The sequence below is a fragment of the Nitrosospira sp. TNL200 genome, from assembly GCF_055386305.1.
The window spans coordinates 1,284,283-1,309,975 of record NZ_AP041003.1 but is presented as its reverse complement, the minus strand read 5'-3'; the positions used below and the strand labels follow the sequence as shown (position 1 = coordinate 1,309,975).

At 57.6% G+C, this 25,693-nt stretch carries 20 protein-coding genes; 6 read left to right on the top strand and 14 right to left on the bottom strand.

Translation table 11 applies throughout. The features are described from left to right. The first annotated feature begins 48 nt into the window (after positions 1 to 48). Positions 49 to 888 carry a response regulator gene (locus ACZ5CE_RS05815; protein WP_464576864.1) on the top strand — a complete coding sequence of 280 codons (840 nt, stop codon included), beginning with the start codon at positions 49 to 51 and terminating at the stop codon, positions 886 to 888. Positions 889 to 920: 32 nt separating this feature from the next. Here the strand turns inward: ACZ5CE_RS05815 and truB are convergent, their stop codons facing one another. The 5 genes from truB to rimP form a co-directional block, all read right to left on the bottom strand. Beyond that, complete coding sequence (truB, locus tag ACZ5CE_RS05810; protein WP_464576863.1) at positions 921 to 1,994, bottom strand: tRNA pseudouridine(55) synthase TruB; 1,074 nt, start codon at positions 1,992 to 1,994, stop codon at positions 921 to 923. Between the two features lie 128 nt (positions 1,995 to 2,122). Beyond that, positions 2,123 to 2,491: a 30S ribosome-binding factor RbfA gene (rbfA, locus tag ACZ5CE_RS05805; RefSeq protein WP_464576861.1), complete on the bottom strand. Its 369-nt coding sequence runs from the start codon at positions 2,489 to 2,491 to the stop codon at positions 2,123 to 2,125. A 48-nt stretch (positions 2,492 to 2,539) separates the two neighbouring features. Then, complete coding sequence (infB, locus tag ACZ5CE_RS05800) at positions 2,540 to 5,194, bottom strand: translation initiation factor IF-2 (RefSeq protein ID WP_464576859.1); 2,655 nt, start codon at positions 5,192 to 5,194, stop codon at positions 2,540 to 2,542. A 45-nt stretch (positions 5,195 to 5,239) separates the two neighbouring features. Then, on the bottom strand, positions 5,240 to 6,712 hold the full coding sequence (gene nusA, locus ACZ5CE_RS05795) for a transcription termination factor NusA (protein ID WP_464576858.1): 1,473 nt from the start codon (positions 6,710 to 6,712) through the stop codon (positions 5,240 to 5,242). 27 nt (positions 6,713 to 6,739) lie between these two features. Continuing rightward, positions 6,740 to 7,168: a ribosome maturation factor RimP gene (rimP, locus tag ACZ5CE_RS05790; RefSeq protein WP_464576857.1), complete on the bottom strand. Its 429-nt coding sequence runs from the start codon at positions 7,166 to 7,168 to the stop codon at positions 6,740 to 6,742. 283 nt (positions 7,169 to 7,451) lie between these two features. On the opposite strand from rimP, the gene acs reads away from it, so the two are divergent. Together acs and ACZ5CE_RS05780 are read left to right on the top strand one after the other, a co-directional pair. Continuing rightward, entirely contained in the window at positions 7,452 to 9,425 is a 1,974-nt protein-coding gene (gene acs, locus ACZ5CE_RS05785; RefSeq protein ID WP_464576856.1) for an acetate--CoA ligase, read from the top strand. Positions 9,426 to 9,511: 86 nt separating this feature from the next. Beyond that, positions 9,512 to 10,462: an MBL fold metallo-hydrolase gene (locus tag ACZ5CE_RS05780; RefSeq protein WP_464577442.1), complete on the top strand. Its 951-nt coding sequence runs from the start codon at positions 9,512 to 9,514 to the stop codon at positions 10,460 to 10,462. Between the two features lie 384 nt (positions 10,463 to 10,846). On the opposite strand, the gene ACZ5CE_RS05775 is transcribed toward ACZ5CE_RS05780, so the two are convergent. Then, positions 10,847 to 11,917 carry a GGDEF domain-containing response regulator gene (locus ACZ5CE_RS05775; RefSeq protein ID WP_464576855.1) on the bottom strand — a complete coding sequence of 357 codons (1,071 nt, stop codon included), beginning with the start codon at positions 11,915 to 11,917 and terminating at the stop codon, positions 10,847 to 10,849. On the opposite strand from ACZ5CE_RS05775, the gene ACZ5CE_RS05770 reads away from it, so the two are divergent. Together ACZ5CE_RS05770 and ACZ5CE_RS05765 are read left to right on the top strand one after the other, a co-directional pair. Continuing rightward, positions 11,906 to 12,103 (top strand): hypothetical protein, encoded by a 198-nt coding sequence (locus tag ACZ5CE_RS05770; protein WP_464576854.1) that lies wholly within the window; start codon positions 11,906 to 11,908, stop codon positions 12,101 to 12,103. The two genes, ACZ5CE_RS05775 and ACZ5CE_RS05770, sit on opposite strands and share 12 nt — an antisense overlap. Positions 12,104 to 12,191: 88 nt before the next feature. Continuing rightward, entirely contained in the window at positions 12,192 to 13,505 is a 1,314-nt protein-coding gene (locus ACZ5CE_RS05765) for an IS1380 family transposase (protein ID WP_464574401.1), read from the top strand. A 103-nt stretch (positions 13,506 to 13,608) separates the two neighbouring features. Here the strand turns inward: ACZ5CE_RS05765 and ACZ5CE_RS05760 are convergent, their stop codons facing one another. The 3 genes from ACZ5CE_RS05760 to greB all read right to left on the bottom strand — a co-directional run bounded on the left by ACZ5CE_RS05760 (position 13,609) and on the right by greB (position 15,951). Then, the gene (locus tag ACZ5CE_RS05760; RefSeq protein ID WP_464576853.1) at positions 13,609 to 14,325 is read right to left on the bottom strand and encodes an HDOD domain-containing protein; all 717 of its coding nucleotides are present in this window, start codon (positions 14,323 to 14,325) and stop codon (positions 13,609 to 13,611) included. A gap of 154 nt (positions 14,326 to 14,479) precedes the next feature. Further along, complete coding sequence (locus tag ACZ5CE_RS05755; protein ID WP_464576852.1) at positions 14,480 to 15,316, bottom strand: TrmH family RNA methyltransferase; 837 nt, start codon at positions 15,314 to 15,316, stop codon at positions 14,480 to 14,482. Further along, positions 15,313 to 15,951, bottom strand: a complete 639-nt coding sequence (gene greB, locus ACZ5CE_RS05750) for a transcription elongation factor GreB (RefSeq protein ID WP_464576851.1) — start codon at positions 15,949 to 15,951, stop codon at positions 15,313 to 15,315. Before greB ends, ACZ5CE_RS05755 begins: the two co-directional genes overlap by 4 nt. Before the next feature lie 97 nt (positions 15,952 to 16,048). Here greB and ACZ5CE_RS05745 point away from each other — a divergent pair, with 97 nt between their 5' ends. Continuing rightward, entirely contained in the window at positions 16,049 to 17,293 is a 1,245-nt protein-coding gene (locus ACZ5CE_RS05745) for an NnrS family protein (RefSeq protein ID WP_464576850.1), read from the top strand. 32 nt (positions 17,294 to 17,325) lie between these two features. Here ACZ5CE_RS05745 and glk read toward each other — a convergent pair whose 3' ends face one another. The 5 genes from glk to ACZ5CE_RS05720 all read right to left on the bottom strand — a co-directional run bounded on the left by glk (position 17,326) and on the right by ACZ5CE_RS05720 (position 25,686). Beyond that, entirely contained in the window at positions 17,326 to 18,345 is a 1,020-nt protein-coding gene (gene glk / locus ACZ5CE_RS05740) for a glucokinase (protein ID WP_464576849.1), read from the bottom strand. Further along, positions 18,342 to 19,172 carry a M90 family metallopeptidase gene (locus ACZ5CE_RS05735; RefSeq protein WP_464576848.1) on the bottom strand — a complete coding sequence of 277 codons (831 nt, stop codon included), beginning with the start codon at positions 19,170 to 19,172 and terminating at the stop codon, positions 18,342 to 18,344. The genes glk and ACZ5CE_RS05735 overlap by 4 nt, the downstream gene beginning before the upstream one ends. 183 nt (positions 19,173 to 19,355) lie before the next feature. Then, positions 19,356 to 20,501: a DNA recombination protein RmuC gene (locus ACZ5CE_RS05730; RefSeq protein ID WP_464576847.1), complete on the bottom strand. Its 1,146-nt coding sequence runs from the start codon at positions 20,499 to 20,501 to the stop codon at positions 19,356 to 19,358. A gap of 174 nt (positions 20,502 to 20,675) precedes the next feature. Beyond that, the gene (locus ACZ5CE_RS05725) at positions 20,676 to 23,732 is read right to left on the bottom strand and encodes a type III restriction-modification system endonuclease (RefSeq protein WP_464576846.1); all 3,057 of its coding nucleotides are present in this window, start codon (positions 23,730 to 23,732) and stop codon (positions 20,676 to 20,678) included. 10 nt (positions 23,733 to 23,742) lie between these two features. Next, positions 23,743 to 25,686 (bottom strand): site-specific DNA-methyltransferase, encoded by a 1,944-nt coding sequence (locus ACZ5CE_RS05720; RefSeq protein WP_464576845.1) that lies wholly within the window; start codon positions 25,684 to 25,686, stop codon positions 23,743 to 23,745. Positions 25,687 to 25,693: the final 7 nt, after the last annotated feature.

Here is a 25,693-nt window from a genome sequence, read left to right as displayed (position 1 = left end):
AACGAGTCGCGCCACGATGATCAATAGCGCTTAGACAGGATAGGAATAATGATTAGTAAATCCGATATCCAGAATGCCAGAATCCTGATCGTCGATGATCAGGAGGCCAACATCAGATTGCTCGAGCAGATGTTGAGCGATGCGAACTATACCTCCATTACTTCGGTCACCGATCCGCGCGAAGTCTGCGCTCTCTACGCTGAATACCGCTACGACCTGATTCTTCTGGATTTGCAGATGCCTGGAATGGACGGCTTTCAGGTGATCGAAGGCCTGAAGAAAATCGAAGCGGGAGGCTATCTTCCTGTGCTCGTCATCACTGCCCAGCCAGGGCACAAACTGAGAGCGCTGCAAGCGGGAGCGAAAGATTTCGTGAGCAAGCCTTTCGATCTGATCGAAGTTCAGACGCGCATCCACAACATGCTGGAAGTGCGCCTGCTGTATAAAAAACTGGAAAATTACAATAGGGAGCTGGAGCAGATCGTGGCTCAACGAACCGCGGAACTGCGTGAAAGCGAGGCGCGTTTCCGGCGACTGACCGAATTGGCTTCTGACTGGTACTGGGAACAGGACGAGAAAGGACACTTTACCAAGATCTACGGACCCGTCCTCGAAATGCTCGACATTTCGGTGGATAGCTTGCTGGGGGAAGCCAAGGGGAATAACGAAATGCACTGGAACGAAGCCGAGCATGCGCAGTTCAAGGCGAATATAACGGCACGGCGTCCTTTTCTCGACTTCGTTTACAGTCGAACCCGCGCCGATGGCTCGCGGCAGTTCCTGATGGTCAGCGGCGAGCCCATGTTCGATTCGTCGGGCCGCTTCACCGGTTATCGAGGAATAGGAAAAGATGTAACCGAAAGCATGCAATCCAAGCAAAACTCATAGGACCTCGGCGCTACCAGCCCGTTAGCAACTCGTTACCAGCCTGTTACCAGTCTTAGGGGTGCTATTTCCATTTCCGGCGTCACTTCTCCCAGGCCGAGAAAACAGTTCCTGCCGTCGTACAATCGAAGCCTTTGTCCTTCCTTAAGATTCGAAAAATCCGCGAGACACGCGTCCTTTCCCTCATTTGTGCGGTAAAGTCCGGCCTCGATCTCCCTGATCTTCCGCCCGTGCAGCAAAGCCTCGACCGATCCGTCAGCGAGAACGGCTGCAAAATAGCGATGCAAAAGCCTGTCGGCGGGCAGCAGGCAGGCGTCCCGCTGCGACAACGTCATTTCTCCTAGATCGCCCAGGGCGTGGGATTGCGAGATATCAAAATCGTCCAGGGCAACGCGGCGCAGGGCGGCGAGATATGCGCCGCCGCATCCCAGCGCAACGCCGATATCTTCGCCGAGAGTGCGTATATAGGTCCCGCTGCTACACTTGACAAAGATGCGCATTTCGTTTCGCGCGAGGCCCAGCATCCGCAAGTCGTGGATATGGATCTCGCGCGGCTTGCGCGGCAATTCCACTCCTTCCCTGGCATAGGCATAGAGCGGTTTGCCCTGCACCTTTATGGCGCTGTACATGGGAGGCGTTTGCATGATCGCGCCGGTAAAGCTTTTCAATACTGATTCGATCCGCCCAGGTTCGAAATGCATATCGCCGACATCGCGCTGCTGCCCATCCCGCGCCACCGAGATCTCGCCCTCGGCATCTCCCGTCGTGCTGGAATAGCCCAGCATGAGCGCGGCCTCGTAGCACTTGTCCGCTCCCAGCAACTCAGATGAAAATTTCGTCGCCTCTCCCAGGCAGATCGCCAGAAGGCCGGTAGCCATGGGGTCGAGCGTACCCGTATGACCGGCCTTGCGTGCCAGAAATAGCCGCTTGGCTCCTTGCAGAGCCTGATTCGAGGAAATATGAGGAGGCTTGTCCAGCAACAGGACACCGCTAACAGGGCGCTTTTCGCCTTTATGCTGCGCGTTGTCGAAAGTATGGGAAATCAGCGGATCCAGCCTGAACCTCGATAGGAAAGGTTTCCGTCGCGGAGCGCCCGGGAACCGGGCCATCCCGCCTGATGGAAAGACGCTGCATTGTCATCTGGGAGAAAATACGGGGAAGAAAATGACGTTATCGGAAGAAGACCATAGCCATGCGCGAGAGGCGGCTCGCTCGTTTCGCCACCTTATTGCGTCCACTATTCTTCGGCAGAACCATCCCGTGCCATGGCACGATCGATGAGTTGCGACAGGCGTACTCCGCGCTCCACCGATTCGTCATAGATAAAATGGAGCTGGGGAATGACCCTTAATTTGAGCCTGTGAGACAGGCGGCTGCGCAGAAACCCCGCCGCATGCTCCAATCCTCTGGCCGTAAGAAAATTATCGGCTTCGCTGTGAAGGGTGGTATAAAAAACCTTGGCGTGGGAGTAATCATGGCTCACCTCCACGCTGGTCAGCGTGATCATTCCGATACGCGGATCCTTCAGCTCGTTGCGAATCAAGTCCGCCAGTTCTCGCTGGATCTGGTCGGCGACCCGCAGCGTACGTGAATAATCCCTCGGCACGATATATTCCTGAAATCGACGGAATCGAGATGGCAACCCTTTATGGGACTACAGGCTGCGGGCGATTTCGACGATCTCGTAAGTTTCCAGCAAGTCGCCAATCTGGATGTCGTTAAAATTCTTCAGCGACAAGCCGCAGTCGAAACCTGCCCTGACCTCCTTCACGTCATCCTTGAAGCGCTTCAGCGAGTCCAGCTCGCCGCTGTAGATGATCGCGCCATTGCGTACCAGGCGCGCCAGCGATCCCCGCTTGACTATGCCTTCCAGCACATGGCAGCCCGCCACTGCTCCCACCTTCGAAATACGGAACACCTCGCGAATCTGGATCATTCCGGTGACGTTTTCCTTGCGATCCGGGGCCATCATCCCCGACAGCGCCGCCTTGATTTCATCAACGGCCTCGTAAATGATGCTGTAATACCGCACATCCACACCGGTCGAAGCGATAAGCTTGCGCGCGACCGTATCCGCACGGCTGTTGAAACCGATCACCACCGCCTTGGAAGCCAGCGCCAGATTAATGTCCGACTCGGTGATGGCGCCCACCCCGCTGTGGATGATGTTGACTCTAACCTCGTCCGTGGAAAGCCTTTCCAGGGCATGAGACAGCGCCTCGTACGAACCCTGTACATCGGCCTTGATGATGAGCGCCAGCACCTTGACCTCGCCCTTCTGCTCGAACACGTTCTCCAGCTTGGCCGCCTGCTGCCGGGCGAGCTTGACATCCCGGAATTTGCCTTGGCGAAATAGCGCAATCTCCCGCGCTTTGCGTTCGTCGGCCAACACCAATACCGCCTCGCCGGCAACGGGCACTTCCGACAAGCCCTGAATTTCCACCGGAATTGAAGGGCCCGCGGATTCAACCGGCTTGCCATTCTCATCGAGCATGGCCCGGACGCGGCCAAACACCGCACCCGCGAGCAGCACCTCTCCCCGCTTGAGCGTTCCGGACTGCACCAGTACAGTCGCCACCGGGCCGCGCCCCTTGTCCAGGCGCGACTCTATGACGATGCCTCTGGCAGGCGCCTCGACGGGCGCACGCAACTCCAGGACTTCAGCCTGGAGCAGCACGCTCTCCAAAAGCTCATCTATTCCTTGCCCGGTCTTTGCCGAAACTTCCACGAACATTGTGTCCCCGCCCCAATCCTCGGGAACGACCGACTGTGTCACGAGTTCCTGCCTGATGCGCTCGGAATTCGCCTCGGGTTTATCTATCTTGTTTACCGCCACGACGATGGGCACCTTGGCCGCCTTGGCATGGTGTATCGCCTCGATAGTCTGCGGCATCACGCCGTCATCCGCAGCCACCACCAGTACCACGAGATCCGTCACCTTCGCCCCGCGTGCGCGCATCGCGGTAAAAGCTTCGTGGCCGGGTGTATCGAGAAACGTCACCATGCCACGCTCGGTTTCCACATGATACGCGCCAATATGCTGGGTGATGCCTCCCGCCTCCCCGCTGGCTACCCGGGTGCGGCGAATATAATCCAGCAAAGAAGTCTTTCCGTGATCGACGTGGCCCATCACTGTAACTACTGGCGCACGTGGCTCGGTCTTGAACTCCGTAGCCGGCACTTCGGCATCCGCAAGAAATGCTTCAGGACTATCAAGCGCGGCATATTTGGCGACGTGGCCTAGCTCTTCCACCACGATCATCGCGGTTTCCTGATCCAGCATCTGGTTGATCGTTACCATATTTCCCATTTTCATCAAAGTCTTGATAACTTCAGCGGCCTTGATCGACATCTTCTGGGCGAGCGCTCCCACGGAAATCGTTTCCGGTACCGTGACCTCATGCACGACAGGCTCGGTCGGAGCGGAAAAACTATGAGCAACCTGATCTTCGGCAGGCTTGCCATGCCTGTCCCGGCGCGTGCGCCATCCTTTTCCTCCGGTCAGGTCTCCGCGAGTCTTCAGCCCGCGCTTCTCCACCCGCTCGTCCTTCCAGACAACCTGCTTGGTCTGCTTCTTTTTCTTCTCCGCCTTTGCCGCCTTGTCTTCGGCATTGACTACTGGTTTATGCAAGGTTCCTTCAGTGGAGGCGGGCTGTGCCTGGGGCGTTCCCGTACCGGCTCCAGCCTGAACGCCCGGCGCAGCGCCGGACTCCGCCGGTGCCGCCTCCGGAGCAGCCGTGGGAGTGGCGGTGGCAACAGCACCCGGGACGGCAGGTTCGGCTTCTGGCTCCTGCTCCCTGGATTCGGGTGCGCCAAGCTTGCGGCGTTGTTTCTCCTTGAGCTCAGCGGTCTGCCGGGCGATCAGTTCAGCCTGCTTTCTGGCTTCCTCTTCACGCAGCGCCTGCTGCGCGGCATCCACCACTGGCCTGGGCGCCTGAGAAGGAGCAGGCTGGACGGCGGGCGCTGCAGGCTCCGCGGCGCCCGCTCTGAGCGCCAGCCTGTCGCTCGAATCATCTTTCAACAATACCCGCTTCTTGCGCACTTCCACCTGAATGCTGCGAGGCTTGCCTGTGCTATCCGATTTCTTGATTTCCGAGGTCTGCCGACGAGGAGGGAGGCTGATCTTACTCTTCTCTCCTCTCGAGCCGTGAATCTTGCGAAGATATTCAAGAAGCTGGGTCTTGTCTTTCTCCGTGAGACTGTCTTCCGTCAGATGCTTGCTGACGCCGGCAGCCCGGAGCTGCTCCAGCAGTACCGCTGGCAACACTCCCAATTCACTAGCAAATTGTTCTACATTCATTGGAGGCACTAATAACCTTTAATAGCGCTGTCTACAGCACTTATCCCATAAAAATCAGGCAAACCATGGCGCCCGCGCCGCCATGATCAATTGCCTGGCGCGTTCGGCATCCATCTCCACTATTTCCACCAGGTCATCAACCGCCAGGTCGGCAAGATCTTCCTGGGTATTCACCCCCTTGGCAGCCAGTTCGCGCGCTGTCTGGCTATCCATGCCTTCCAGAGAAAGCAGGTCTTCCGCAATATGCTCCACCTTTTCCTCGCTGACTATCGCTTCAGTCAAAAGCGCATTGCGCGCCCTGGTACGCAGCTCGCTGACAGTCTGCTCATCGAAGGATTCTATTTCCAGCATTTCCCCGAGCGGCACATAGGCCACCTCCTCGATTGTGGTAAACCCTTCCTGCACCAGTATATCCGCCACCTCTTCGTCGACATCCAGTTTTTCCATGAAAAGCTGCCGGAGAACCGAAAACTCCTCCTCATTCTTTGCCTGGGACTCTTCCAGTGTCATGATGTTAAGCTCCCATCCAGTCAGTTCGGATGCAAGCCGTACATTCTGGCCTCCCCGGCCAATCGCCTGGGCGAGGTTATCCTCGTCCACCACGATGTCCATGCTGTGCCTTTCCTCGTCCACCAGTATGCTGCTGATTTCCGCGGGGGCCAGCGCATTAATGACGAAAGTCGCGGGATCCTCCGACCAGAGGATGATATCGACGCGCTCTCCCGCCAGTTCGCCGGTCACCGCCTGTACCCTGGAACCACGCATGCCGACACAGGTACCGATAGGGTCCACCCGCTGATCATGGGATTTGACCGCGATCTTCGCGCGGGAACCGGGATCCCGGGCAGCAACCTTGATTTCCAGCAGACCCTCCTCGATCTCCGGCACCTCCAGTTCGAACAGTTTTATCAGGAACTCCGGCGCGATTCGCGACAGTATCAGTTGCGGTCCCCTGGCGGTACGGTCCACCTTGTAGAGATAGGCGCGAACCCGGTCCCCCACCCGCAGGTTTTCCTTGGGAATCATCTGATCGCGGGGCAATGCCGCCTCGACTCTTCCAGACTCGATGATCGCATTGCCGCGCTCCATGCGCTTGATGGTTCCGGTAACCATGAATTCCTTGCGCTCAAGAAAATCGTTCAGGATCTGCTCGCGCTCCGCATCGCGTATTTTCTGGAATATCACCTGCTTGGCCGCCTGCGCTCCGATCCGGCCGAACTCCACCGGCTCCAGCACCTCCTCGATGAATTCTCCCGGCGTGACGTCCGGGTTACCCTGCAAGGCGGCACTCAAGGCTATCTGCCGCGCGGGATCCTCCATGGCATCATCCGCGACGACCTGCCAGCGGCGCAACGACTGATAGTCGCCCGTCTGATGATCGATGGACACACGCACATCGGCGTCTTCGTGAAAACGCTTTTTTGTAGCAGACGCCAACGCCAACTCCAGTGCAACGAAAACAATGCCCTTCTCGACATTCTTTTCGCGTGCCAACGCATCCACCAACAATAAAACCTCGCGGCTCATGTTACCTCCCGCCAATCTCTCAAATAGTTACAATTTGGGAACCAGACGCGCCCTTTCAAGATTATCGAGCTCAAGATCAAGCATTTTTCCGTCTACTTCCAGCTTTAACACGCCATCATCCACCCCACGCAGGATGCCAACAAAATTTCTTTGCCCCTGCAACGCCACGCGCAATTTCAGTCTAGCCGACTCTCCGGCGAAACGGATGAAATCAGACGTCTTTTTCAAAGGCCTGTCCAGTCCCGGCGATGAAATTTCCAACCGCCCATATTCGACATTCTCGACCGCCAGCAACCGGCTCAGGTGATTGCTCACCGCAACGCAATCGTCGACACTCACTCCTTCGGGTTTATCGATAAAAACCCGCAACAACCTTCCGTGCGGCGAACGCTCCACATCCACCAGTTCATAACCCAACCCGATCACGGTCGATTCAAGCAAATCATGCAGATCCATTTGCCTTCCTGGTTCCCCAGAAATAAAAAATGGGCTGAAAAAGCCCATGAAGATAACTCTATCTTAGCAAATTTTAATAATTAATGAAACAGACAGTTGGCATCGGGGAACCCTGAACAAGCCTGCCTTGTGCCGAAGAAGGCTACGCGGATGACATCGCCGCCGGCTGTCCTGCCGGCATCGCGGACTGCCGATCTTTCAACAAAACCCGGCCGCCGTGGATGATCGGGGTGATACAATCTGGCGGTTCGATGCATTCAGAAACCACACACGGAGGCGCCAGGTGGCTGCGATAAAATCGATTCTTCAAGAAACCCGCGTATTCCCGCCCCACCCTGAATTCGTCCAGCAAGCCAACGTTGCTGGAATGGAGGCCTATCTGGCGCTCTGCAATGAAGCCGAAAAAGATCATGAGGCATTCTGGGGAAGATTGGCCTTGGAGCATATCCTTTGGCAAAAACCCTTTACCCGCGTACTGGATGAAAGCAATCATCCTTTTTTCAAATGGTTCGAGGACGGTGAACTGAATGTATCGTACAACTGCCTGGATCGCCACCTGGACACCCAGCCGGACAAGCCAGCCATCATATTCGAGGCGGACGACGGCAGCATAACGGTTTCGACATACCGCGATCTTTACCGCCGTGTATGCCAGTTGGCCAATGGCCTCAAGTTGAGAGGCATCGGGAAGGGCGATCGGGTCGTTATCTACATGCCCATGAGCATCGAAGCAGTGGTGGCGATGCAAGCCTGCGCGCGCATCGGCGCTACGCACTCGGTGGTTTTTGGCGGCTTCTCCGCCAAGAGCCTGCATGAACGGATCGTCGATGCCGGGGCGGTAGCCGTCATTACTGCGGACGAACAGCATCGCGGCGGGAAACGAAACCACCTGAAAGCCGCGGTCGATGAAGCGATCGGCCTGGGCGGGACGGACTCAGTGAAATCGGTCGTAGTATACCAGCGCGGCGAGGGCAACGTATCCTGGAATCCGCACCAGGATGTCTGGTGGCACGACCTGGTCAAGGACCAGAGCGACACGTGCGAGCCCGAATGGCTCTCCGCCGAGCACCCGCTGTTCACACTTTACACCTCGGGATCAACGGGCAAACCGAAGGGTGTGCAGCACTCATCCGGCGGCTATCTGCTGGGTGCCGTCATGAGCATGAAATGGATTTTCGACTATAAGCCTGCCGACGTTTTCTGGTGCACTGCCGATGTCGGCTGGGTGACGGGACATAGCTACGTGGCCTATGGCCCACTGGCAGTCGGAGCGACGCAGCTCGTGTTCGAAGGCGTTCCCACCTATCCCGATGCGGGGCGCTTCTGGAAAATGATACAGGACCATAAGGTCACGACTTTTTACACCGCACCCACGGCGATTCGCTCGCTGATCAAACTCGGCGCGGATCTCCCGCCAAAATATGACCTTTCCTCCTTGCGGCTGCTCGGTTCCGTGGGCGAACCCATCAATCCGGAGGCATGGATGTGGTATTACACGGTCGTGGGGCAATCCCGCTGCCCGGTGGTGGACACCTGGTGGCAAACCGAGACGGGCAGCCACATGATCGCCCCCGCTCCTGGCGCTGTTCCGCTGAAGCCGGGCTCCTGCACCCTGCCGCTGCCGGGCATCAAGGCCGCTATCGTGGATGAAGCCGGGCATGACGTGGAAGATGGCAAGGGAGGATTCCTGGTCATCAAGCGGCCTTTCCCCTCGCAGGCGCGGACGTTGTGGGGCGATCCGGAGCGCTTCCATAAAACCTATTTTCCGCACGAGCTGGGCGGCAAGTACTATCTGGCTGGAGACTCCGCCAATCGGGATCTGGATGGCTACTTCTGGATAATGGGGCGTATTGACGACGTGCTGAATGTCGCCGGCCACCGTCTGGGGACGATGGAAATCGAGTCGGCGCTCGTAGCCAACCCGCTGGTCGCGGAAGCGGCGGTGGTAGGCAGGCCTGACGAAATCAGGGGAGAAGCGGTCGTGGCGTTCGTGGTTCTGAAAGGCTCCCGCGCCGAAGGTGCAAAGGCGCATGAAACTGCGGCCGAATTGCGCAACTGGGTTACGCGCGAAATCGGCCCTATCGCCCGTCCCGACGAAATCCGCTTTGGCGACAATCTTCCGAAGACCCGTTCCGGCAAAATCATGCGGCGCCTGCTGCGTACCCTTGCCCGGGGGGAAGAAATAACGCAGGATGTTTCCACGCTGGAGAATCCGGCGATACTCGATCAGTTGAAACAGCCCTGTCGCCCGATTTAACCGGCTTATCCTCTTCTTATGAACGAAAACCCGATCCAGGGAAAGGGGTTGTGATCGCACCCGCTTCGGCGCCCCTTTCCGGGGCCATGTCCAGGGTTACAGCGTATGGCCATGGGATCAGCGCCATCGACGCGGACTATCTCCGTCCCGGACTTGCCGCCATTCATCTGATCGTCGAGGGAAATAGAGGGGCACTCGTGGATGCCGGAACGTCGTCTTCCGTTCCCGCCGTGCTGCAAGCGCTGGAAGCGGGAAATCTGGACCCCGCCGATGTGGATTACCTGTTTTTGACCCATATCCACCTCGACCATGCGGGAGGAGCGGGCGAATTCATGTCCCGGCTGCCGAACGCAAAACTGGTGGTCCATCCTCGCGGCGCCCGCCATATGGCCGACCCCGCCCGTCTCATCGCGAGCGCGAAGGCGGTATATGGCGAAGCCGAATTCAACCGCCTGTACGGGACCATACGCCCGGTGGATGCGGCACGCATCGTCGAGGCGCCGGATGGTTTTACCCTGGATTTCCACGGCAGGCCATTGCTGTTTCTCGACACGCCGGGACATGCCCGCCACCACTACTGCATTTTCGACCGTGGAAACCGTCTGTTTTTTACGGGCGACACATTTGGTCTTTCCTATCGCGAGTTCGACGTGAATGGCATGGAGTTTGTGTTTCCGACCACTACCCCGGTGCAGTTCGACCCCGTGGCCGCGCACGCTTCAGTGGAACGCATCATGAGCTACGATCCGGTTTATGCCTTCCTGACGCATTATGGACGTATCGGTCACCTGTCCGCCCATGCGGCGGAATTGCACGGCTTGATAGATGCCCACGTCGCGATAGCGAGAAAGCTGCGCGGCGCATCGAATCGGCATGCCGCTCTGGTGAAGGAGATCCAGGAATTGCTGCTGCAACGCATTCTCGCGCATGGTTGCCAACTGCCGCATGAGGAAATTTGTGAACTGCTGAGCCTGGACGTCGGCCTGAACGCCCAGGGGCTCGAGCACTGGCTCGAACAATCGGAGGGGAAAGTGTAGAAACTCTATTTAAGGAAGCGCTGAATAAATCTCTGCTGGCGCGGCGGTGGCTTCGCGGGATGGGGTGCGCGAAAGGCGACGACGCGAATGGTGCGACCGCGCAGGGCGGAGCAGTGTCTTCCAGAGGAAGATGCGACCCCGTAGCGGGCTGTTGGCGCCCCATGTATACTTTGGCGCGCTCTGGCATCCCCGCCGCTGCCCGATCCCCGCTTCGCAGGGCCCCTCGGGCCACGCTCTGGGGAGCCATGGCGTTGCGCTCCCTGGCACCGTAGTCCCAGCTACCAGCTACGACCTGCGTCGCGCGCCTTATGATCATCCCGATTTTACCCACAACGCGCTCAGCGAGGATTTGCTCAGTGCTTCCTTAATGCCGCTCGGAAAATATCACATGAGCGGTTTTCCGTGAGGGCAGACCACTTGATTATGCTTGAACAGGCAAGTCTGGTTTCGGCCTCCATGCTTGGCCTCATAAAGCGCCCTGTCCGCCGCATTCACCATGGTCTCGGCATCGACCATATCGAATTCCTTGCACGCCACGCCGATGCTGACGGTGATACGGACATCCGCGTCGCCCACCCTGATGTTTGTGGATCCCACCTTTTTTCGCAAGCGTTCGGCCACGTTATATGCCGATTTCAAATCCGTATTGTGGCAGATAATCAGGAACTCTTCGCCGCCAAGGCGACAAACGCTGTCATCCTTGCGGGCCATGTTCTGGATTGCTTTTGCGGCTTCCTTGAGGATGACATCCCCTATCGCATGCCCATAGTTGTCATTTATCGATTTGAAATGATCGACATCGATCATGACAGCCGATAGCGGCTGGCCAGAACGATTTGCCCCGCTCCATTCCTGTGACAAAGCATGCAGGCCCGCGCGCCGGTTCGGCAGGCCCGTGAGCAGATCCGTCAGCGCAGCGTGCTCGAGCTTTCGATTGCTGATCGCCAGTTCCGCCGCGAACTGCTTGAGCTGGGCACGATCCCGCTCCCACGCACCCAGCAGCTTGACGTAACGCAACGCAGCACGCATCCTGGCCCTTAAAGCGGGAACATTCACCGGCTTGGTGACGTAATCATCCACTCCCGCCTCAAACGCTTCGATGATGGCGTTTTCCTCATCCATGGATGTCAACATGATGACATACATGGATTGCCCCCAGTCCGTAGCCCGCAGAGCGCGGCAAAAGCCTATTCCATCCATAACGGGCATGAGCCAGTCCGTTACCACTATCTGAGGCATCACTTCCAGTGCCATTGCCAATGCTTCCTGGCCATTTGCCGCCGAATGGACCGGATGGCCAAGCAGGCGGGCAAGTATGGCTTCCATCGTGATGCGGCTCGTGGCATCGTCCTCCACGAGAAGAATGCGCAAGCCGGACAAAGTATCTTCTCCATCGGACTTGGGAGCCGGCGCGAGCGCCAGTTTGGCGAACGAGGGAAGCGTATGGGTTGGCACTTTGAGCAATTCGCCCCATCCCCTCCATCGCAAAAAAATCTCATCAACCAGGGTCCCCAGGGCATCCACGTCCAGACCGATTTTGCCTCCAAGCAGCATAAGCTCGGGAATTTTGCTGTAGCGCTCCTTTTCCGGGGTCAGGCCGAGATCCGCCAGACACTTGGCGTGATAGAAAAGATGGGCTAGCCCGGATATTTCACCAAAAAGAAATCGGCTCAGTGTAATTCCCGCTTAAAATCAAGTTTCCACACAAGAAATAGCGAGCACTGAGCCGATGCCAAAGTGTACCAGTAATGAAATACGTTTGGGGCGCCTCGGGCGGCGCGAAATCATCGCCAATTTCGATGGTGGGGATATCAGCACTGAGGGTGGGGTTCTTCTGCTGCGGCAGGTCGACCGCAAGATCGGGTTGACCATGGCGGTGGCCAGGATCTTGTCGGACGGCCGCTACCCGGCGCGCATCAAGCACGACCTGCGCGCTCTGGTGGCGCAACGGGTGTACGCGCAGTGCCAAGGCTGGGAAGACTTGAGCGACCACGCCATGCTACGCCACGACCTGGCCATGCAAACGGCGATCGGCACGACCGCACCGCTAGCGTCGGCACCGACCCTGTGCCGTTTGGAGAACCGCGCCACGCGAGCGCAGGCCTGGGCGCTGCACGGGGTGCTGGTCGACCAGTTCGTGGCCAGTCATAAAACAGCCCCGCAGGAGCTGGTGCTCGACATCGATGCTTCCGACATTCCCCTGCACGGCGATCAGGAGCGCAGCCAGTTCCACGGTTACTACGACCACTACTGCTACCTTCCCCTGTATGTGTTCTGCGGCCAGTCGATGCTGGCCTGCTATCTGCGCAACAGCAGGATCGATGGCGCCAGGCACGCGGCAGCCGTGATCAAACTGCTGGTGACGCGGCTGCGCCAGAGCTGGCCCGAGGTACGCATCGTCGTGCGTGCCGACTCCGGCTTTTGCCGCCAGCGCCTGCTGCGCTGGTGCGAACGCCACAACGTCGGTTACACGATCGGCGTGGCGCGCAACAGGCGCCTCGAAAAACTGATGGCCGGCCAGGAGGCAGCGCTGCATCGCGCCTGGGAACAGACCCAGGTCAAGCAGCGCTCGGTCGGCGAGCTGCGCTACGCGGCCGACAGTTGGAACCGCGAGCGGCGCATCATCACGCGCCTTGAATACGGCGCCCAAGGCAATAATCCGCGCTTTGTCGTCACCAACCTCGGCTGGGATGCGGCACGGCTCTATGACGAATTCTACTGCGTGCGCGGCGAAGCCGAAAACCGCATCAAGGAAGCCCAGCTCGACTTGTTCGGCACGCGTGCCTCCTGCCACCGGTTTGCCGCCAACCAGTTGCGGCTGTTGTTCGCGGCCCTGGCCTATACGTTGATGGAGCGCTTGCGCGCGCTGTCCCTGGCCGGCACCGAACTGGAGCGCGCCTGCGCGGCGACGATCCGCGTGAAGCTGCTCAAGATCGGGGCCGTCATCGTACGCAACACGCGCCGCGTGCGCCTGCTACTCGCCTCCCACCACCCGCTACGCCACGTCTTTCTTATCGCCGCCCAAGCGCTGGCGCCGCCATAACCCGTTCCGAGTGCTGCCCCGGCATGTTGAAAAACCATGGGGGAAAGGGGGAGCTATCGCCGCAGGCCAGACAAATCGCCTTGAGCGCGGCGCGTGGACATCGCTATGACCAAAATGCACATCCCAACGGGCGCTTCACGGCCTCATTTGGCTCTTGGTGAAATATGCGGGCTAGTTCGTAGGGCCGCGAACCTTCGGAAAAGCCCGAAATCCCGGGCGCTTCGTGATGACAGGCTGGTTCGGCGAGAGAAAGGGGAATACCGCAGTCGGCCAGGATGACGGCAGTGAGTTCATTATGGTCGACGTGGAGTCGCTCGCGCTCCCGTTCCAGCAAAGACGTCCCTTCCTGTTGCGCCAGCAGGCCGCCATATTCAATGGGGTAAACGGTTGCGAGGGCCAAACAGCCGATGCGGGCAAGCAAACCGCAGGCGAAGAGTTCATCCGGGGATCCGCCTCGGGTAAGGCCGCCCAACTGCTGGCATGCCACTGCCATCAAGAGCGAGTGAGACCAGAAACCGGGATAATCGAACCCCTGGCATGGGCCGCTCGGATACTGGTCCACCAGGGAAAAACCCATCGCCAGCATGCGTGCAGTGGAAAGACCCAGGCGCATGACTGCATCGGGCACGGAAGCAACCGGCCGCCGGGAATGTGCCGCCGAATTGGCCAACTGGAGCAGGCGGCTGGATAGTGCCGGATCGGTCATTACCAGCTTGGCGATTTCTGCAATCGTTGCATCCTCGCGCCGGCAAACCTCCATGATGGCCAACGCCACCCCTTTGGGGGTGGGAAGCCGCACACCGGCTTCAAGCCCTTCCATTTTTTGCATTTCCGATCACGCCTGATCGCCCCTATGCCGTCAGGTTATATTCCCGACCTTCTGGTTATCCCTGCAGACCCTGTCTTTCCAGTCAACGGAAAAATTCCTCTCGCCGTTTATCCGCCAAGCATTATCATGCGTCATTCGCGCCCGCTCATCCGCCCGTCTTCTTCTGCCTCACTCTCTCGAAAAAACAGACCGCTGCCGCTGCCGCCACATTCAACGATTCGGTTCCGCCGGGCATGGGGATGCGGATGCGTTCCATGCAGGCTTGCAGCAACGCTTTGGAAAGCCCCGCTCCCTCGTTGCCGAACACGAGGGCGACCGGGCCTGCAAGATCGGCCTGATAGAGGGTTTTCCCTGCATCCAGTGTGCTGGCGATGACCTTGCCCTTGAATATCCCTGCCACCTCCGCAAGATTGGATCGCTCGTAAATCTGCAAGAGAAAATGCGCACCCATGGCGGCGCGCAGCGTCTTTGGAGACCAGGGGTCGGCGCAGCCATCGGAAAGATAAACGCGGCTTGCGCCGGCAGCCGCGGCGGAACGAAGGATGGAGCCAAAATTGCCCGGGTCCTGTATCGCTTCGAGCAGCACCCAGAACTCTTCCTTGCCGTTGTCATTATATTTGATCGCGCGAACCGATCCTGGCGAGGGGATGGGAACTACCGCCATGATGCCTGTCGGTGTGCGGACTGAAGAAATATCGTGGAACAATCCATCGCTCAGTACAGCTATCGCCATTTTCGCGCCTGTACCGCCTATACTGCCATCCACTTCCGCCAGCAGCCTTTTGATTTCCCGACTCTCGCGGCCGGTCTCGCTGACGATAATGCTTTCAGGTTGCCCGAGAGGCAGGTAGGCTTGAATGAGATGCACGCCGTCGAGGAGCGTCAAACCGGCGGCTTTTCTCTGACGTGAAGAGGCCGCGAGCTTGGCCAGGCGCTTGAAAAAGGGGTTATCGCGCGATGTAATGACCTGCTCTGATTTCATGCCGGAGCTGCCGGCTTGCCGGGATGGGTATGGGATTGCGATTCCAGTGGCGCGAATGGCGTCATTGGAACTGGCCGGTATTTGACATCCAGGACTTCCAGTTCTTCGATTCCCGCCGGCGCATGCAGCATCACCACCTCTCCTTCGCGCGCCTTGATCAGCGCGCGCGCGACAGGCGAAACCCAGCTGATATAGCCCCTGGCGGTGTCGATCTCATCCACGCCTACGATAGAAACCGTTTTTTCCTCGCCCGCCTGGTTTGCGAATCTTACCGTTGCACCGAAAAAAATTTGCGTTTCGTCTTCCCTTGGCGCGGCTGGATCGATTATTTCCGCGATATCCAGGCGCCGCGTAAGAAAGCGAATGCGCCGGTCGATTTCGCGCAGGCGCTTCTTGCCATAGATATAATCGCCATTCTCCGAGCGATCGCCATTGGACGCGGCCCAGGATACGGTTGCCGTGACCTGAGGACGCTCCCTGTTCATCAGCCAGAGAAACTCATCCATCAATCTTGCATGCCCCCCTGGAGTGATATAGTTCCGGGTTCCCGAAGGCAGGGATGAAATGGCGTTGCCAACCTCCTCCATGCTGGAATCATCGTCCGGATCGGTTTCTTTGGTAAAAGCCTTGCTCATGATTCTGCATGCTTCCTTCCTTAGAGTAAAATAACAGGGAAAACTTCCGGATCAAACATTCTGGAATCCACCTCGCGCCCCTCATCATGAACCGGACATGAATAGTTCCACACCCCCTTGGCGTAACCTCGCCTCCGCGCCGCATCGCGGCATGTTCCTGGCCGGCTCGCTGCAAGGCGTGATGACGTTGCTATGGTGGGTAATGGACCTGGCAGGACGCTATGGCATTGCCGGCAGCGTTGCCGGATGGGGCATGGCGCCCATGTGGGCACACGCCTTCCTGATGATCTACGGGTTTTTTCCATTCTTCATTCTGGGTTTTCTGTTTACCACATTTCCCAACTGGTTGAATGGCGAGAAAATTCCACCACGGGATTTCCTCGCCTCCTGCCTGCTGATGGCCATCGGTATTTTGCTTTTCTATCTGGGTCTGCTAACCGGGAAACAGTTCGTGGCAGCCGGCAGCACGCTGCTGCTGGCTGGGTTCAGCGTGGCGATTCGCGCGCTTGCTCGTGTTCTGCTGCGGGCGAAAGACCAGGACCGGCGTCACGCCGCCGCAGCCATGGTGGCGCTCATTTCCGGCTGGCTGGGAATGGCCGCCTATCTGCTGTGGCTGCTGGCGGACGCTGCCGTCCTGCTGGATTTTGCGCGTTCCGCGGGGATCTGGTTCTTTCTGCTGCCTATCGTCATGATCGTAAGCCACCGCATGATCCCATTTTTTTCCAGCCGCGTGCTGGATGATTATGTCCTGGTGAGGCCATACTGGATGCTCTGGCTGATGCTGGCCTGTTCCTTCATCCACGGCATGCTGCAATTGTCGGAAGATGCGTTTTCTTATCTGTGGCTGGTCGATTTTCCGCTGGCTGCCTGTGCGATCTACCTGTCTTTGACCTGGGGATTGTTGCGTAGTTTTCGCGTCCATCTCCTGGCGGTGCTGCACATTGCGTTTGCCTGGCTGCCCCTCTCCATGCTGCTATATGGCGTGCAAAGCCTGGTGTTTTTCACAAGCGGAGGCAGCCTGTCGCCGTTTGGCCTTGCTCCTTTGCACGCGCTGGCCATCGGGTATTTTGCCAGCATGGTGCTCGGCATGGCATCCAGGGTCACGCTGGGGCACTCCGGGCGCCCTCTGGCATTGGACCGATTCAGCTGGCTGCTGTTTATCGGTTTCCAGGCTGCCGTCGCGCTCCGCATCGCGCCGGATATTCTGCCTGAATCCCTAGGCGAAGCCGCCCCGGGCTTATATGTGCTGGCAGGATTATGCTGGCTGGTCTGTTTCTCTCTCTGGACAGGCCGCTATGCCCCTATCTACTGGCGGGAGCGGGTCGATGGCAAACCGGGATGACCGCGACTGGCCGGCCATGCTGCCCCTACCCTCTATCCTCCAGCCTTTTTTGACAGCGTCCGCCGCGCCTCATGCAGCGCGCCAAGCAACCCGGCCGTCGGGTTCATCACCACATGGATGGGGATTTCCTCCATGAGCGCCGCAAACCGGCCTTTGTCACGGAACGCCTTCAGGAATCCCCCTTCCCTCAGTTTGCCGATAATCCTTGGCGCAATTCCGCCTGCGACATATACCCCGCCGCGGGTAAGTCCCGCCAAAGCCAGGCTTCCCGCGTAAGCCCCGTAAACCGAGACGAACAGATCCATTGCCTCCAGCGCGACCGGATTACCCTCCTGGAAGGCGAGCCCGGTTACGCGGGGCGCGTCATCGGCATCCATCTGCATCCGCTCCGATACGGAAGTACGGGGATCCGCCTTGCTGGAAAGAAAATTAAAAACATGGGTCAATCCGGGGCCCGACAATACCCGCTCTACCGAAACATGCCCGAATTTCGCCCGCAGATACCCAAGCAACTCATCCTGCAATTCGTCGGCAGGCGCAAAATCCATATGACCTGCCTCGCTGGATAACGCAGCATATCCGCCTTCCTGCCAGGACGACCACGCGCCTCCCATGCCCGTTCCCGCCCCAAGCGCCACGCGCATTCCCCTGGCGAGCGGCTTTCCTGCCTGCAACGTGACCAGATCGTGTCCGGACAATATCTCGATGCTGAGCGCTACTGCGGCAAAGTCATTGATGAGCCTGACGCAGCGAATGGAAAACTCGCTCGCGAGAGCCTCCTCATTCATCAACCACGGCAGGTTCGTGAGGCTGGCGCCCTGTTCGGTTATCGGCCCCGCTACTGCAAAGCAGGCCGCGGCAGGGTTCCGGTCCGCCTCCACAAGTTGCGGCTGCTTCAGAAAATCCGCAACGATATCCGAGAAACTCGCGTACTCCCGGCTGGCATAACGGCGCTCGCAAAGCACTCGCATCTGCGAGCCATCTTCCCATTCGGCTGCCTGCAGCAGCACCTTGGTTCCGCCAATATCTCCACCGATGAAATAGCCGCTCATGATTCACTCCATCGTCGCGCCGTGTCCTGCCGGTAAAAAAGGGCCAGTTGCTCATAAACTGCTGGAAAACACTGCTTTACCATCAAAGGCCTTTCAAAAAAGGCCTCGCTGATGACAGCAAAAAATTCGGCAGGGTCCTCCGCGGCATAAGGGTCAAGGTAGAGGTCGACACCAAGCCCGATATCGTGCGGAACGTAAAAATCGGATGCAATGGCTTCGTCAGCCTCCGCATCCCCTACTTCCAGCCGAAATTTGGCATAGGCCGCACCGAATGCGTCGCTCCAGGCGCGCTGGCTCATGCCGGGGTGCAATGGCGGAAACCCATTGGCTTCCCCATTGAGCATATCCAGTTTATGGGCAAACTCATGTATCACCACGTTGTATCCTGCATCGGATTCAGCGGCTGCGGTATCTTCCCAGGAAAGAATGACTGGTCCGCCCAACCATGATTCCCCCGAGGCAGGTTCCACCAGATCGTGCACCACGCCATCATCGTCGACATATTCGTAACGCCGGATGAACTCTCCGGGGTAAACAATGATTTCCACCCATCCGCCATAATAATCCAGATCCAGGTTCAGTATCAGGATACAGGCTTGCGCCGCGATGAGCAGGCGCATTTCGTAGGTGACAACCAGCCCGTGTGCACCGCTTATCTGCTTGCCGTGAAGGAATAGCGCAACGCGTTCACGCAGGCGCAAAAGCTCATCCGGACTGAGGCCGCGCAGGAAACCCAGGCGATCCACCACACGTTGCCATGAATCGTCGGGTATGGGCTCGCTCTTGAGAATATGGCGCCGGCGCCAGCTTTTGATGTTCCACGCCATCAAGGCAATCCTGGACAAATCTCCACTGACGCGACGATGCTGTTCCTTATGTTCAGGAGTTCCCTTGAGAAGCCCTGAACAAGTCTTCGCAGGCGCGACGATGGCTTTGCGGAATGGAATGCAAGAGAGGCGACGACGCGAATGGTTGATCCCCTCCCGGTTCACGACCACTGGTCCTCATGTTCAAGGCATCCCTTGAGTATCGGTCGCGGGCGAGTCCAGCACCACCTCGCTCCCGGCTTGCCTGATGTCCAGCTCGACCGCATCGATACGGGCGAAACGCTGGCTGATCTTCCTGCTCGAAACATGCACCTCCTCGACATCCTGGTTGGCCTGGCGGATATGATCGGCCAGCTTTTTCATGCGCTCGTCGAAGCGGACAAAATCCTTGCCGAGCCGGGCAAGTTCATGCTTGATGACATGCACCTGTTCGCGCGTTTCTATATCTTTCAGTACCGCGCGGGCGGTGTTCAATACAGCCATCAGGGTGGTAGGCGAGACTATCCACACCTGCTTTTGCATGGCGTAGTCGACGATGTCTGCATGATAGGCATGGATTTCGGCGAACACCGCCTCCGCCGGAACGAACATCACCGCACCCTCGCAGGTTTCCGGGGGCAGGATATATTTGCCGGCGATGTCATCCACGTGCCGCTTCACATCCGCCTTGAATTGCTTTTGCGCCGCCACCCTGCTGGCGTCATCCGCATGCTGATCGAACATGCGATGAAAATTTTCCAACGGGAACTTGGAATCCACGGCCACCATGCCTGTAGGCGGCGGCAGGCGCAGCACGCAGTCCGCGCGATGGCCATTCCCGAGCGTATACTGCATGGCGTAGGCCGACGCCGGGAGAATATTTCGCACCAGCGCTTCCAGCTGTACCTCGCCAAATGCCCCGCGCGAACGCTTGTCGCCCAGCAATTCCTGCAGGCTGACCATGTTCGTGGTCAGGCTGTCTATTTTTTTCTGCGCCTCATCGATGGTCGCAAGCCGCGTCATGACACTGGTGAACGTCTCGTTGGTTTGCTTGAATCCCTCGTCCAGCCTTTCGGTGACATGCCCGCTGATCTGGTCCAGCCGTGTTTCCACCGTCGAGCGCAACTGCTCCGAAGTTTTGCCCAGCGCTTCCGACAACCGGTCACCCTGTTTTGCCAGCCCCTCGTGCAAATCCTTGAGCATGTCGCGGTGCTTTTCCTCCATGACCCTCGTTTGCTGCGACAGCAATTCGCGCACCAGTGTCGAAAGCATGCCCAGCCTTATTACCAGGAAAGCCATCGTGACAAGCAGAACAGCGGAAGCGGAAATGACGAGTAGCGTTTCGGACATAGTGTTTCGAGTATACCGGAGAATCTCGCTGCCGGAGCTTATCCTATTCACACTACGCAACCCATTCGAGCGTAACTGATCCCAGGAAGAAGTTCATGGCGATCTCTCAAACCTCTGGTTAAAGTAATAGCCAATTTCAGTACTACAACACCTCACTTCTCCTTGTCTCAAAATCTACTTCATCACCCTCATCAATTTATCAAAGCTGTCCACCACATCATACTTGACGTTTTCCGGAGCATATCGCCTGTTCATTTCATTGAAGAACTTGCGTGCGCACTTGATCTTGGTTTTTTCGATCTCCCGTAGTTCCATGGATAACATGGAACCTTTGGTTTCGGCGACGAAATAGATGTGCTTGACGCTTCCCTCCTTGAAGGCGATGGCCCAGTCGGGGTTGTAGTCTCCCACCGGCGTGGGGATCAGGAAGCCGCGCGGCAGTTTGGCGTAGACCACGACCTCATTTGCAGTGTCCAGCTCTTTCACGAACTCCCGTTCCACCTTCGAGTCCGTCAGTACATAGTCATAGATGTGCCGCTGAAGCTTATCCCCAGCCTTGCTGAAATTTTGCTGAGTTTGCCCGGTGGTAAAGATGTCGAGGTCGAACTTGTCCTCAACCGGATCGTAGGCAAGATGCTCGATGATGACTGTTGCCTTCTGTTCATTGATGAGTCGAATGGCCTCGGCGATGAAGCTCTCAGGGTTGGTTTTGAACTGCGCGAAGACCGCAACATTGATCCCCTTGAGGATTTCCGCCACCGTCCGCCGTGTCAGTTGTGTGCCTTCAGCCACTTTGCCGATCAGGTCGTACCTGACCGCTGAATGGATCGAATACCGGTTCGTCTCGGTTTCTGTCACCTTAAGGACAAAGGCATTCCCGTCCTTGATTTCGTCATAGGTAACAGCCGTAGCCTGTTCACCATGTTGGATGGTATATTGCAGCGGGGTAACGCGGAGACCGGCATCCTTATCGTTGAGAGCCGCAGCAGCCTTCTGCACCAGCTCGTCCGAGTCAAACTCGACGCTATAGGCCGCTTTGCGATTGATCCGCTGCCATAAGGCTTTGAACTCCTGTTTCTCGAAGTTGGCGTTGAGCGGGTTCTTCTTCGGCTTCCGGTCATCTCCAATATCCGGCAACTGGCTGGCGCTGAACACACCATCGATGAGATAAAACACGTGCTCGGCATGCGGCTTCAAGTCTTCCGGCAGATCGGCCAGCGTTCCGGCCTTCCTGGCATCGTGATAGACGGCGGTAATTTGGTCCGCATCGTCGGTGTAATCGTTCTTCACCAGATAACGATAAATTTGCCTGGCCATTTGTGGCGTGACCGGCACGTCACCGCTAGCCGTAGGGAGTACCTTGCCGGTGAAGTATTCCTCGTTCGCCACCCGTGGCCGGGCAGACAGCGAATCGCTGATATCCTTTTGCAGCGCCGCAACGAAATCCCTGTAGCTTTCGCTCGCGACCACGGTCAGCACGTTCACATCATGGACGATCGCGGGATGATCCATCCGATCGCCCTGCTGGTTGACCGATAGGCGCAGGCCACGTCCCACCTCCTGCCGTCGGGAGATGGTGTTGTCGCTGTGCTTGAGCGCGCAAATGACAAACACGTTCGGGTTATCCCACCCCTCGCGCAGCGCCGAGTGCGAAAAGATGAAGCGCACTGGCTCATTCAGCGATAGTAGCCGTTCCTTGTCCTTCAGGATCAGGTCGTAGGCATCCACATCGTCGGACTGCCCGGCGTCCTCGCCGCGCATGGCAACCGAGGGATCTACCAGCCGCTTGGTCTTCTTGTCGATGGAAAAGTAGCCGCTGTGGGTATTGCCCGCCGGAATACCCTTCAGGTACCTGACATAGGGCGTTTCGTCCAGATCAAGCACCTCGTTGAGGTACAGGTTGTATTCCTCCTCGAAAACGCGGGCGTACTCGCCCTTCTCGTCGGACGCGGAATAATTCCTGTACTTGGCCACCTCGTCGATGAAGAACAGAGTCAATACCTTCACGCCTTGCTGGAACAGTACCTGTTCCTTGTCGAAATGCGCTTTAACCGCTTCCCGAATCTGGATGCGGCGCAGCGCCGCTTCGGTCACATCGCCCGTGGCGTCGCCCACCGTCAACTCCACGCCATTGGTGAAGCTCAGTGTGTCGGTATTGGCGTTGATATCGGAGACAACAAAGCCGTCGCGATACTGGTCCAGCCTGTTAGAGAGGTCGAACAGATTATCCCCTTTGCCAAGCTTGCGAACGACGCGCTTGATACTGCCGCCCACCAGCTTTTGCTCGAACTCCACCCGCGCCTCGGGCGGCTTCTTACTCGAAATCTCGATGGATTGCAGGTAAAGGTACCCCGCCGTGCCCGCCAAGCCCTTCACCGATATGCCGCGCACGGCAATCTTCTTCACCAGCTTCTGGTTGTAAGCGTCCAGTGCGTCCAAGCGGTGGATCTTGTTATGCGTGGTCTTGTGGGTGGCGGAGTAGCGCAACACCATCAAGGGCTTGAAGTTGACCAGCGTATCCAGAGTCTTGCCGCCTTCCATCTTCTGCGGCTCGTCCAGGATCAGGATCGGGCGGTTGGCGCTGATGACGTCGATGGGTTTACGCGACTGGAAGTCGTCCAGCTCCTCATAGATGCGCCGGTTGTCCTTGCCGGTGGCATTGAACGCCTGCACGTTGATGACCATCACGTTGATGCCTGCATCCGACGAAAAGCTTTCCAGGTGATGCAACTGCTTGGAGTTGTAGATGAAAAAGCGGGCCTTCTTGTGGTAGCTCTGCAGGAAATGCTCGGCAGTGATCTCCAGCGACTTGGCTACACCCTCGCGAATGGCGATACTGGGCACAACGATAATGAATTTGCTCCAGCCATACAGCTTGTTCAGCTCGAAGATAGTCTTGATGTAACAGTAGGTCTTACCCGTGCCGGTTTCCATCTCAATGTCGAGGTTCACGCGGGCTATCCTGGTCTTGGCCAGCGCATCGGAAACGGGCAGGTTCTGCTGGCGCTGCACGTGCTGGATGTTGTCGAGCAGCGCTGTGTCCGACAGCAGCAGGTCGGCGTTCTTGAAACCCGCGTCGGAAAACAGACTGTCTGTCTTCGCCTTGGCCTTGCCGGGATCGATGCGATAACTGATGGCCTTGCTGGAGGCCGGCAACTGCGCCTTGAAGCAGCCCACCACCGCCTGCACGGCTGCGGTCTGGTAGGCCTGCGTCTTGAACTTCAGTTTCATCGCCGCCCCCTCAGATGCTCTTCACTTCGGTGGATGGCGACAAGAGCTTGAAGATCTGCTCCACGTTGATCTTGACGGCGCTGTCCTTGAAGCCCGCGTCGCGGAACACCACGCGCAGCGGCTGGCGCTTGGCCAGTTCCTTGACGAAGGCTTCGTCGATACCGCTGTGCGCATCAAAGCAGGCGGTCAGTGCGTTGCCATCGACAAAGAACACTCCCTTGCCCTGAATGGTTTCCCTGGTAATCGGCAGCGCCAAGTCGACACCCCAGTCCAGCATCACTTGGAACAGCAGGTCTTCCGCCGTGCGGTCGGGCTTGATGTTGTCCACGAACAAGTCGATGTTGGCCTTGTCGAGCGCATCAGGTGCGTAGTAGACGTCGGCCATGTTGGACGTGTCGATCTTGAGGACGCGGAAACCAACGTCCTGCTGCCAACCCTCATCGGACTCGCCTTCAAGCACCTGTTTGCCAGCCCGGCGAATTCGCTCCTTCCCAATTTCAGAGATGTTCTTGAATCCAGCCTTTTCCCCTACGGAGTCAGCCGCAAGCTCTTCCGCCAACTGCACCATGATGAAGCGACGATTTCCGCCTTCCTCAGCATTTACTGCTATGACCGCATGAGCCGTTGACGCAGAGCCGGAAAAGAAGTCCATAACGATGGAATCTGGATGACTGCCGATCTTTACGAGTTTGGCCATCAGTTCGGTAGACTTTGGGAAGTCCATGATGGCTGATCCAAACAGGTCTTTGATCGCCTTCCGTCCATAGTCGTTTGTTATCTCCTTATCCACCCAGAGGGATTTGACCAGCGTCTTGGCAACCTCCCCGTTTTCCCCATGTAGATAATCTTTCCGGTAGATGCGCCACTCATCGCCAGTAAGTTGCGTACAAAGCAGCTTTCCTTCCTTCGATACCTTTTCCTTCCCCCACGTCCAGCACGTCTTGACTCCGTTGGGTGCGTCTGGCCAGACCTCAATCTGAAAGTTGTCTTCCTTCTTGAGCGAAACAGCGCCTGTTGCTTTGTCCACATAAAGTGGGTAGTAGAGCTTCGGACGTGTGGTCGGATTGAACGCTTGGTTTCGATTGCGCAGGCCAAGCAGGCGATATGGACCTTGCCCATCCTTTTTATCGTACTCATCAACCATTTGGCCTTCCTTTTCAAGACCGCAAACTGATGAGGAATTGAGTCCGTCCTTTACGAACACGAGGACTGCTTCATGGGTCTTGGCGACAAATCTATCCAGATGACGACCACGAGGATTTAACTGAACAGCAAGTTGGGCGACAAAATTCTCTGATCCGAAAATCTCCGAGCAGATATTGATTAGATTGCTCGATTCGTTGTCGTCGATGCTGATAAACACCGCGCCGTCGTCCGTCAGAAGTCGAGACGCAAGTCGAAGTCGTGAATACATCATCGTCAGCCAGGCGGAATGGAAGCGTCCATTTGCCGTGGTATTGGCGGCCAGCCGATTGCCTTCCTCATCCACTTGATTCGACCGACGCAAGTATTCGTCCGCGTCTTCGGCAAAGTCATCCTCGTAGATGAAGTCATTGCCCGTGTTGTACGGCGGGTCGATGTAGATCATCTTCACCTTGCCCAGATACGTCTCTTGCAACAGCTTCAACGCATCCAGGTTGTCGCCTTCGATGAACAGGTTCTTCGTCGTATCGAAGTCTACGCTCTCGTCGCGTACCGGGCGCAGGGTTTTGGCGATCGGCGCATTAGCCGTCAACAACGCCTCGCGCTTGCCCGGCCAGTTCAGGTGGTAGCGTTCTTGCGGGCCTTCGACAATGGATGCAGAAAGCTCCTGTTTGAGCTGGTCGAAGTCCACCGCCAGCTTCACGCTGCCATCCTCGCCCCGCGCCTCCGTCACGCAGCCTGGGAACATCTCGCGGATGCGCGCGATGTTGTCTTCCGTCCGGTTGGGCGAGTGCATTTTCAGTTTGTCCATGTTCTTG

Excerpts from the sequence above, each read along its gene's own strand:
- ACZ5CE_RS05815 (WP_464576864.1), top strand. The coding sequence starts at position 49 with ATGATTAGTAAATCCGATATCCAGAATGCCAGAATCCTGATCGTCGAT.
- truB (WP_464576863.1), bottom strand. The coding sequence starts at position 1,994 with ATGGCCCGGTTCCCGGGCGCTCCGCGACGGAAACCTTTCCTATCGAGG.
- nusA (WP_464576858.1), bottom strand. The coding sequence starts at position 6,712 with ATGAGCCGCGAGGTTTTATTGTTGGTGGATGCGTTGGCACGCGAAAAG.
- rimP (WP_464576857.1), bottom strand. The coding sequence starts at position 7,168 with ATGGATCTGCATGATTTGCTTGAATCGACCGTGATCGGGTTGGGTTAT.
- ACZ5CE_RS05780 (WP_464577442.1), top strand. The coding sequence starts at position 9,512 with ATGTCCAGGGTTACAGCGTATGGCCATGGGATCAGCGCCATCGACGCG.
- ACZ5CE_RS05770 (WP_464576854.1), top strand. The coding sequence starts at position 11,906 with ATGGGTTGGCACTTTGAGCAATTCGCCCCATCCCCTCCATCGCAAAAA.
- ACZ5CE_RS05765 (WP_464574401.1), top strand. The coding sequence starts at position 12,192 with ATGCCAAAGTGTACCAGTAATGAAATACGTTTGGGGCGCCTCGGGCGG.
- ACZ5CE_RS05760 (WP_464576853.1), bottom strand. The coding sequence starts at position 14,325 with ATGGAAGGGCTTGAAGCCGGTGTGCGGCTTCCCACCCCCAAAGGGGTG.
- ACZ5CE_RS05755 (WP_464576852.1), bottom strand. The coding sequence starts at position 15,316 with ATGAAATCAGAGCAGGTCATTACATCGCGCGATAACCCCTTTTTCAAG.
- greB (WP_464576851.1), bottom strand. The coding sequence starts at position 15,951 with ATGAGCAAGGCTTTTACCAAAGAAACCGATCCGGACGATGATTCCAGC.
- ACZ5CE_RS05745 (WP_464576850.1), top strand. The coding sequence starts at position 16,049 with ATGAATAGTTCCACACCCCCTTGGCGTAACCTCGCCTCCGCGCCGCAT.
- glk (WP_464576849.1), bottom strand. The coding sequence starts at position 18,345 with ATGAGCGGCTATTTCATCGGTGGAGATATTGGCGGAACCAAGGTGCTG.
- ACZ5CE_RS05735 (WP_464576848.1), bottom strand. The coding sequence starts at position 19,172 with ATGGCGTGGAACATCAAAAGCTGGCGCCGGCGCCATATTCTCAAGAGC.
- ACZ5CE_RS05730 (WP_464576847.1), bottom strand. The coding sequence starts at position 20,501 with ATGTCCGAAACGCTACTCGTCATTTCCGCTTCCGCTGTTCTGCTTGTC.
- ACZ5CE_RS05725 (WP_464576846.1), bottom strand. The coding sequence starts at position 23,732 with ATGAAACTGAAGTTCAAGACGCAGGCCTACCAGACCGCAGCCGTGCAG.
- ACZ5CE_RS05720 (WP_464576845.1), bottom strand. The coding sequence starts at position 25,686 with ATGGACAAACTGAAAATGCACTCGCCCAACCGGACGGAAGACAACATC.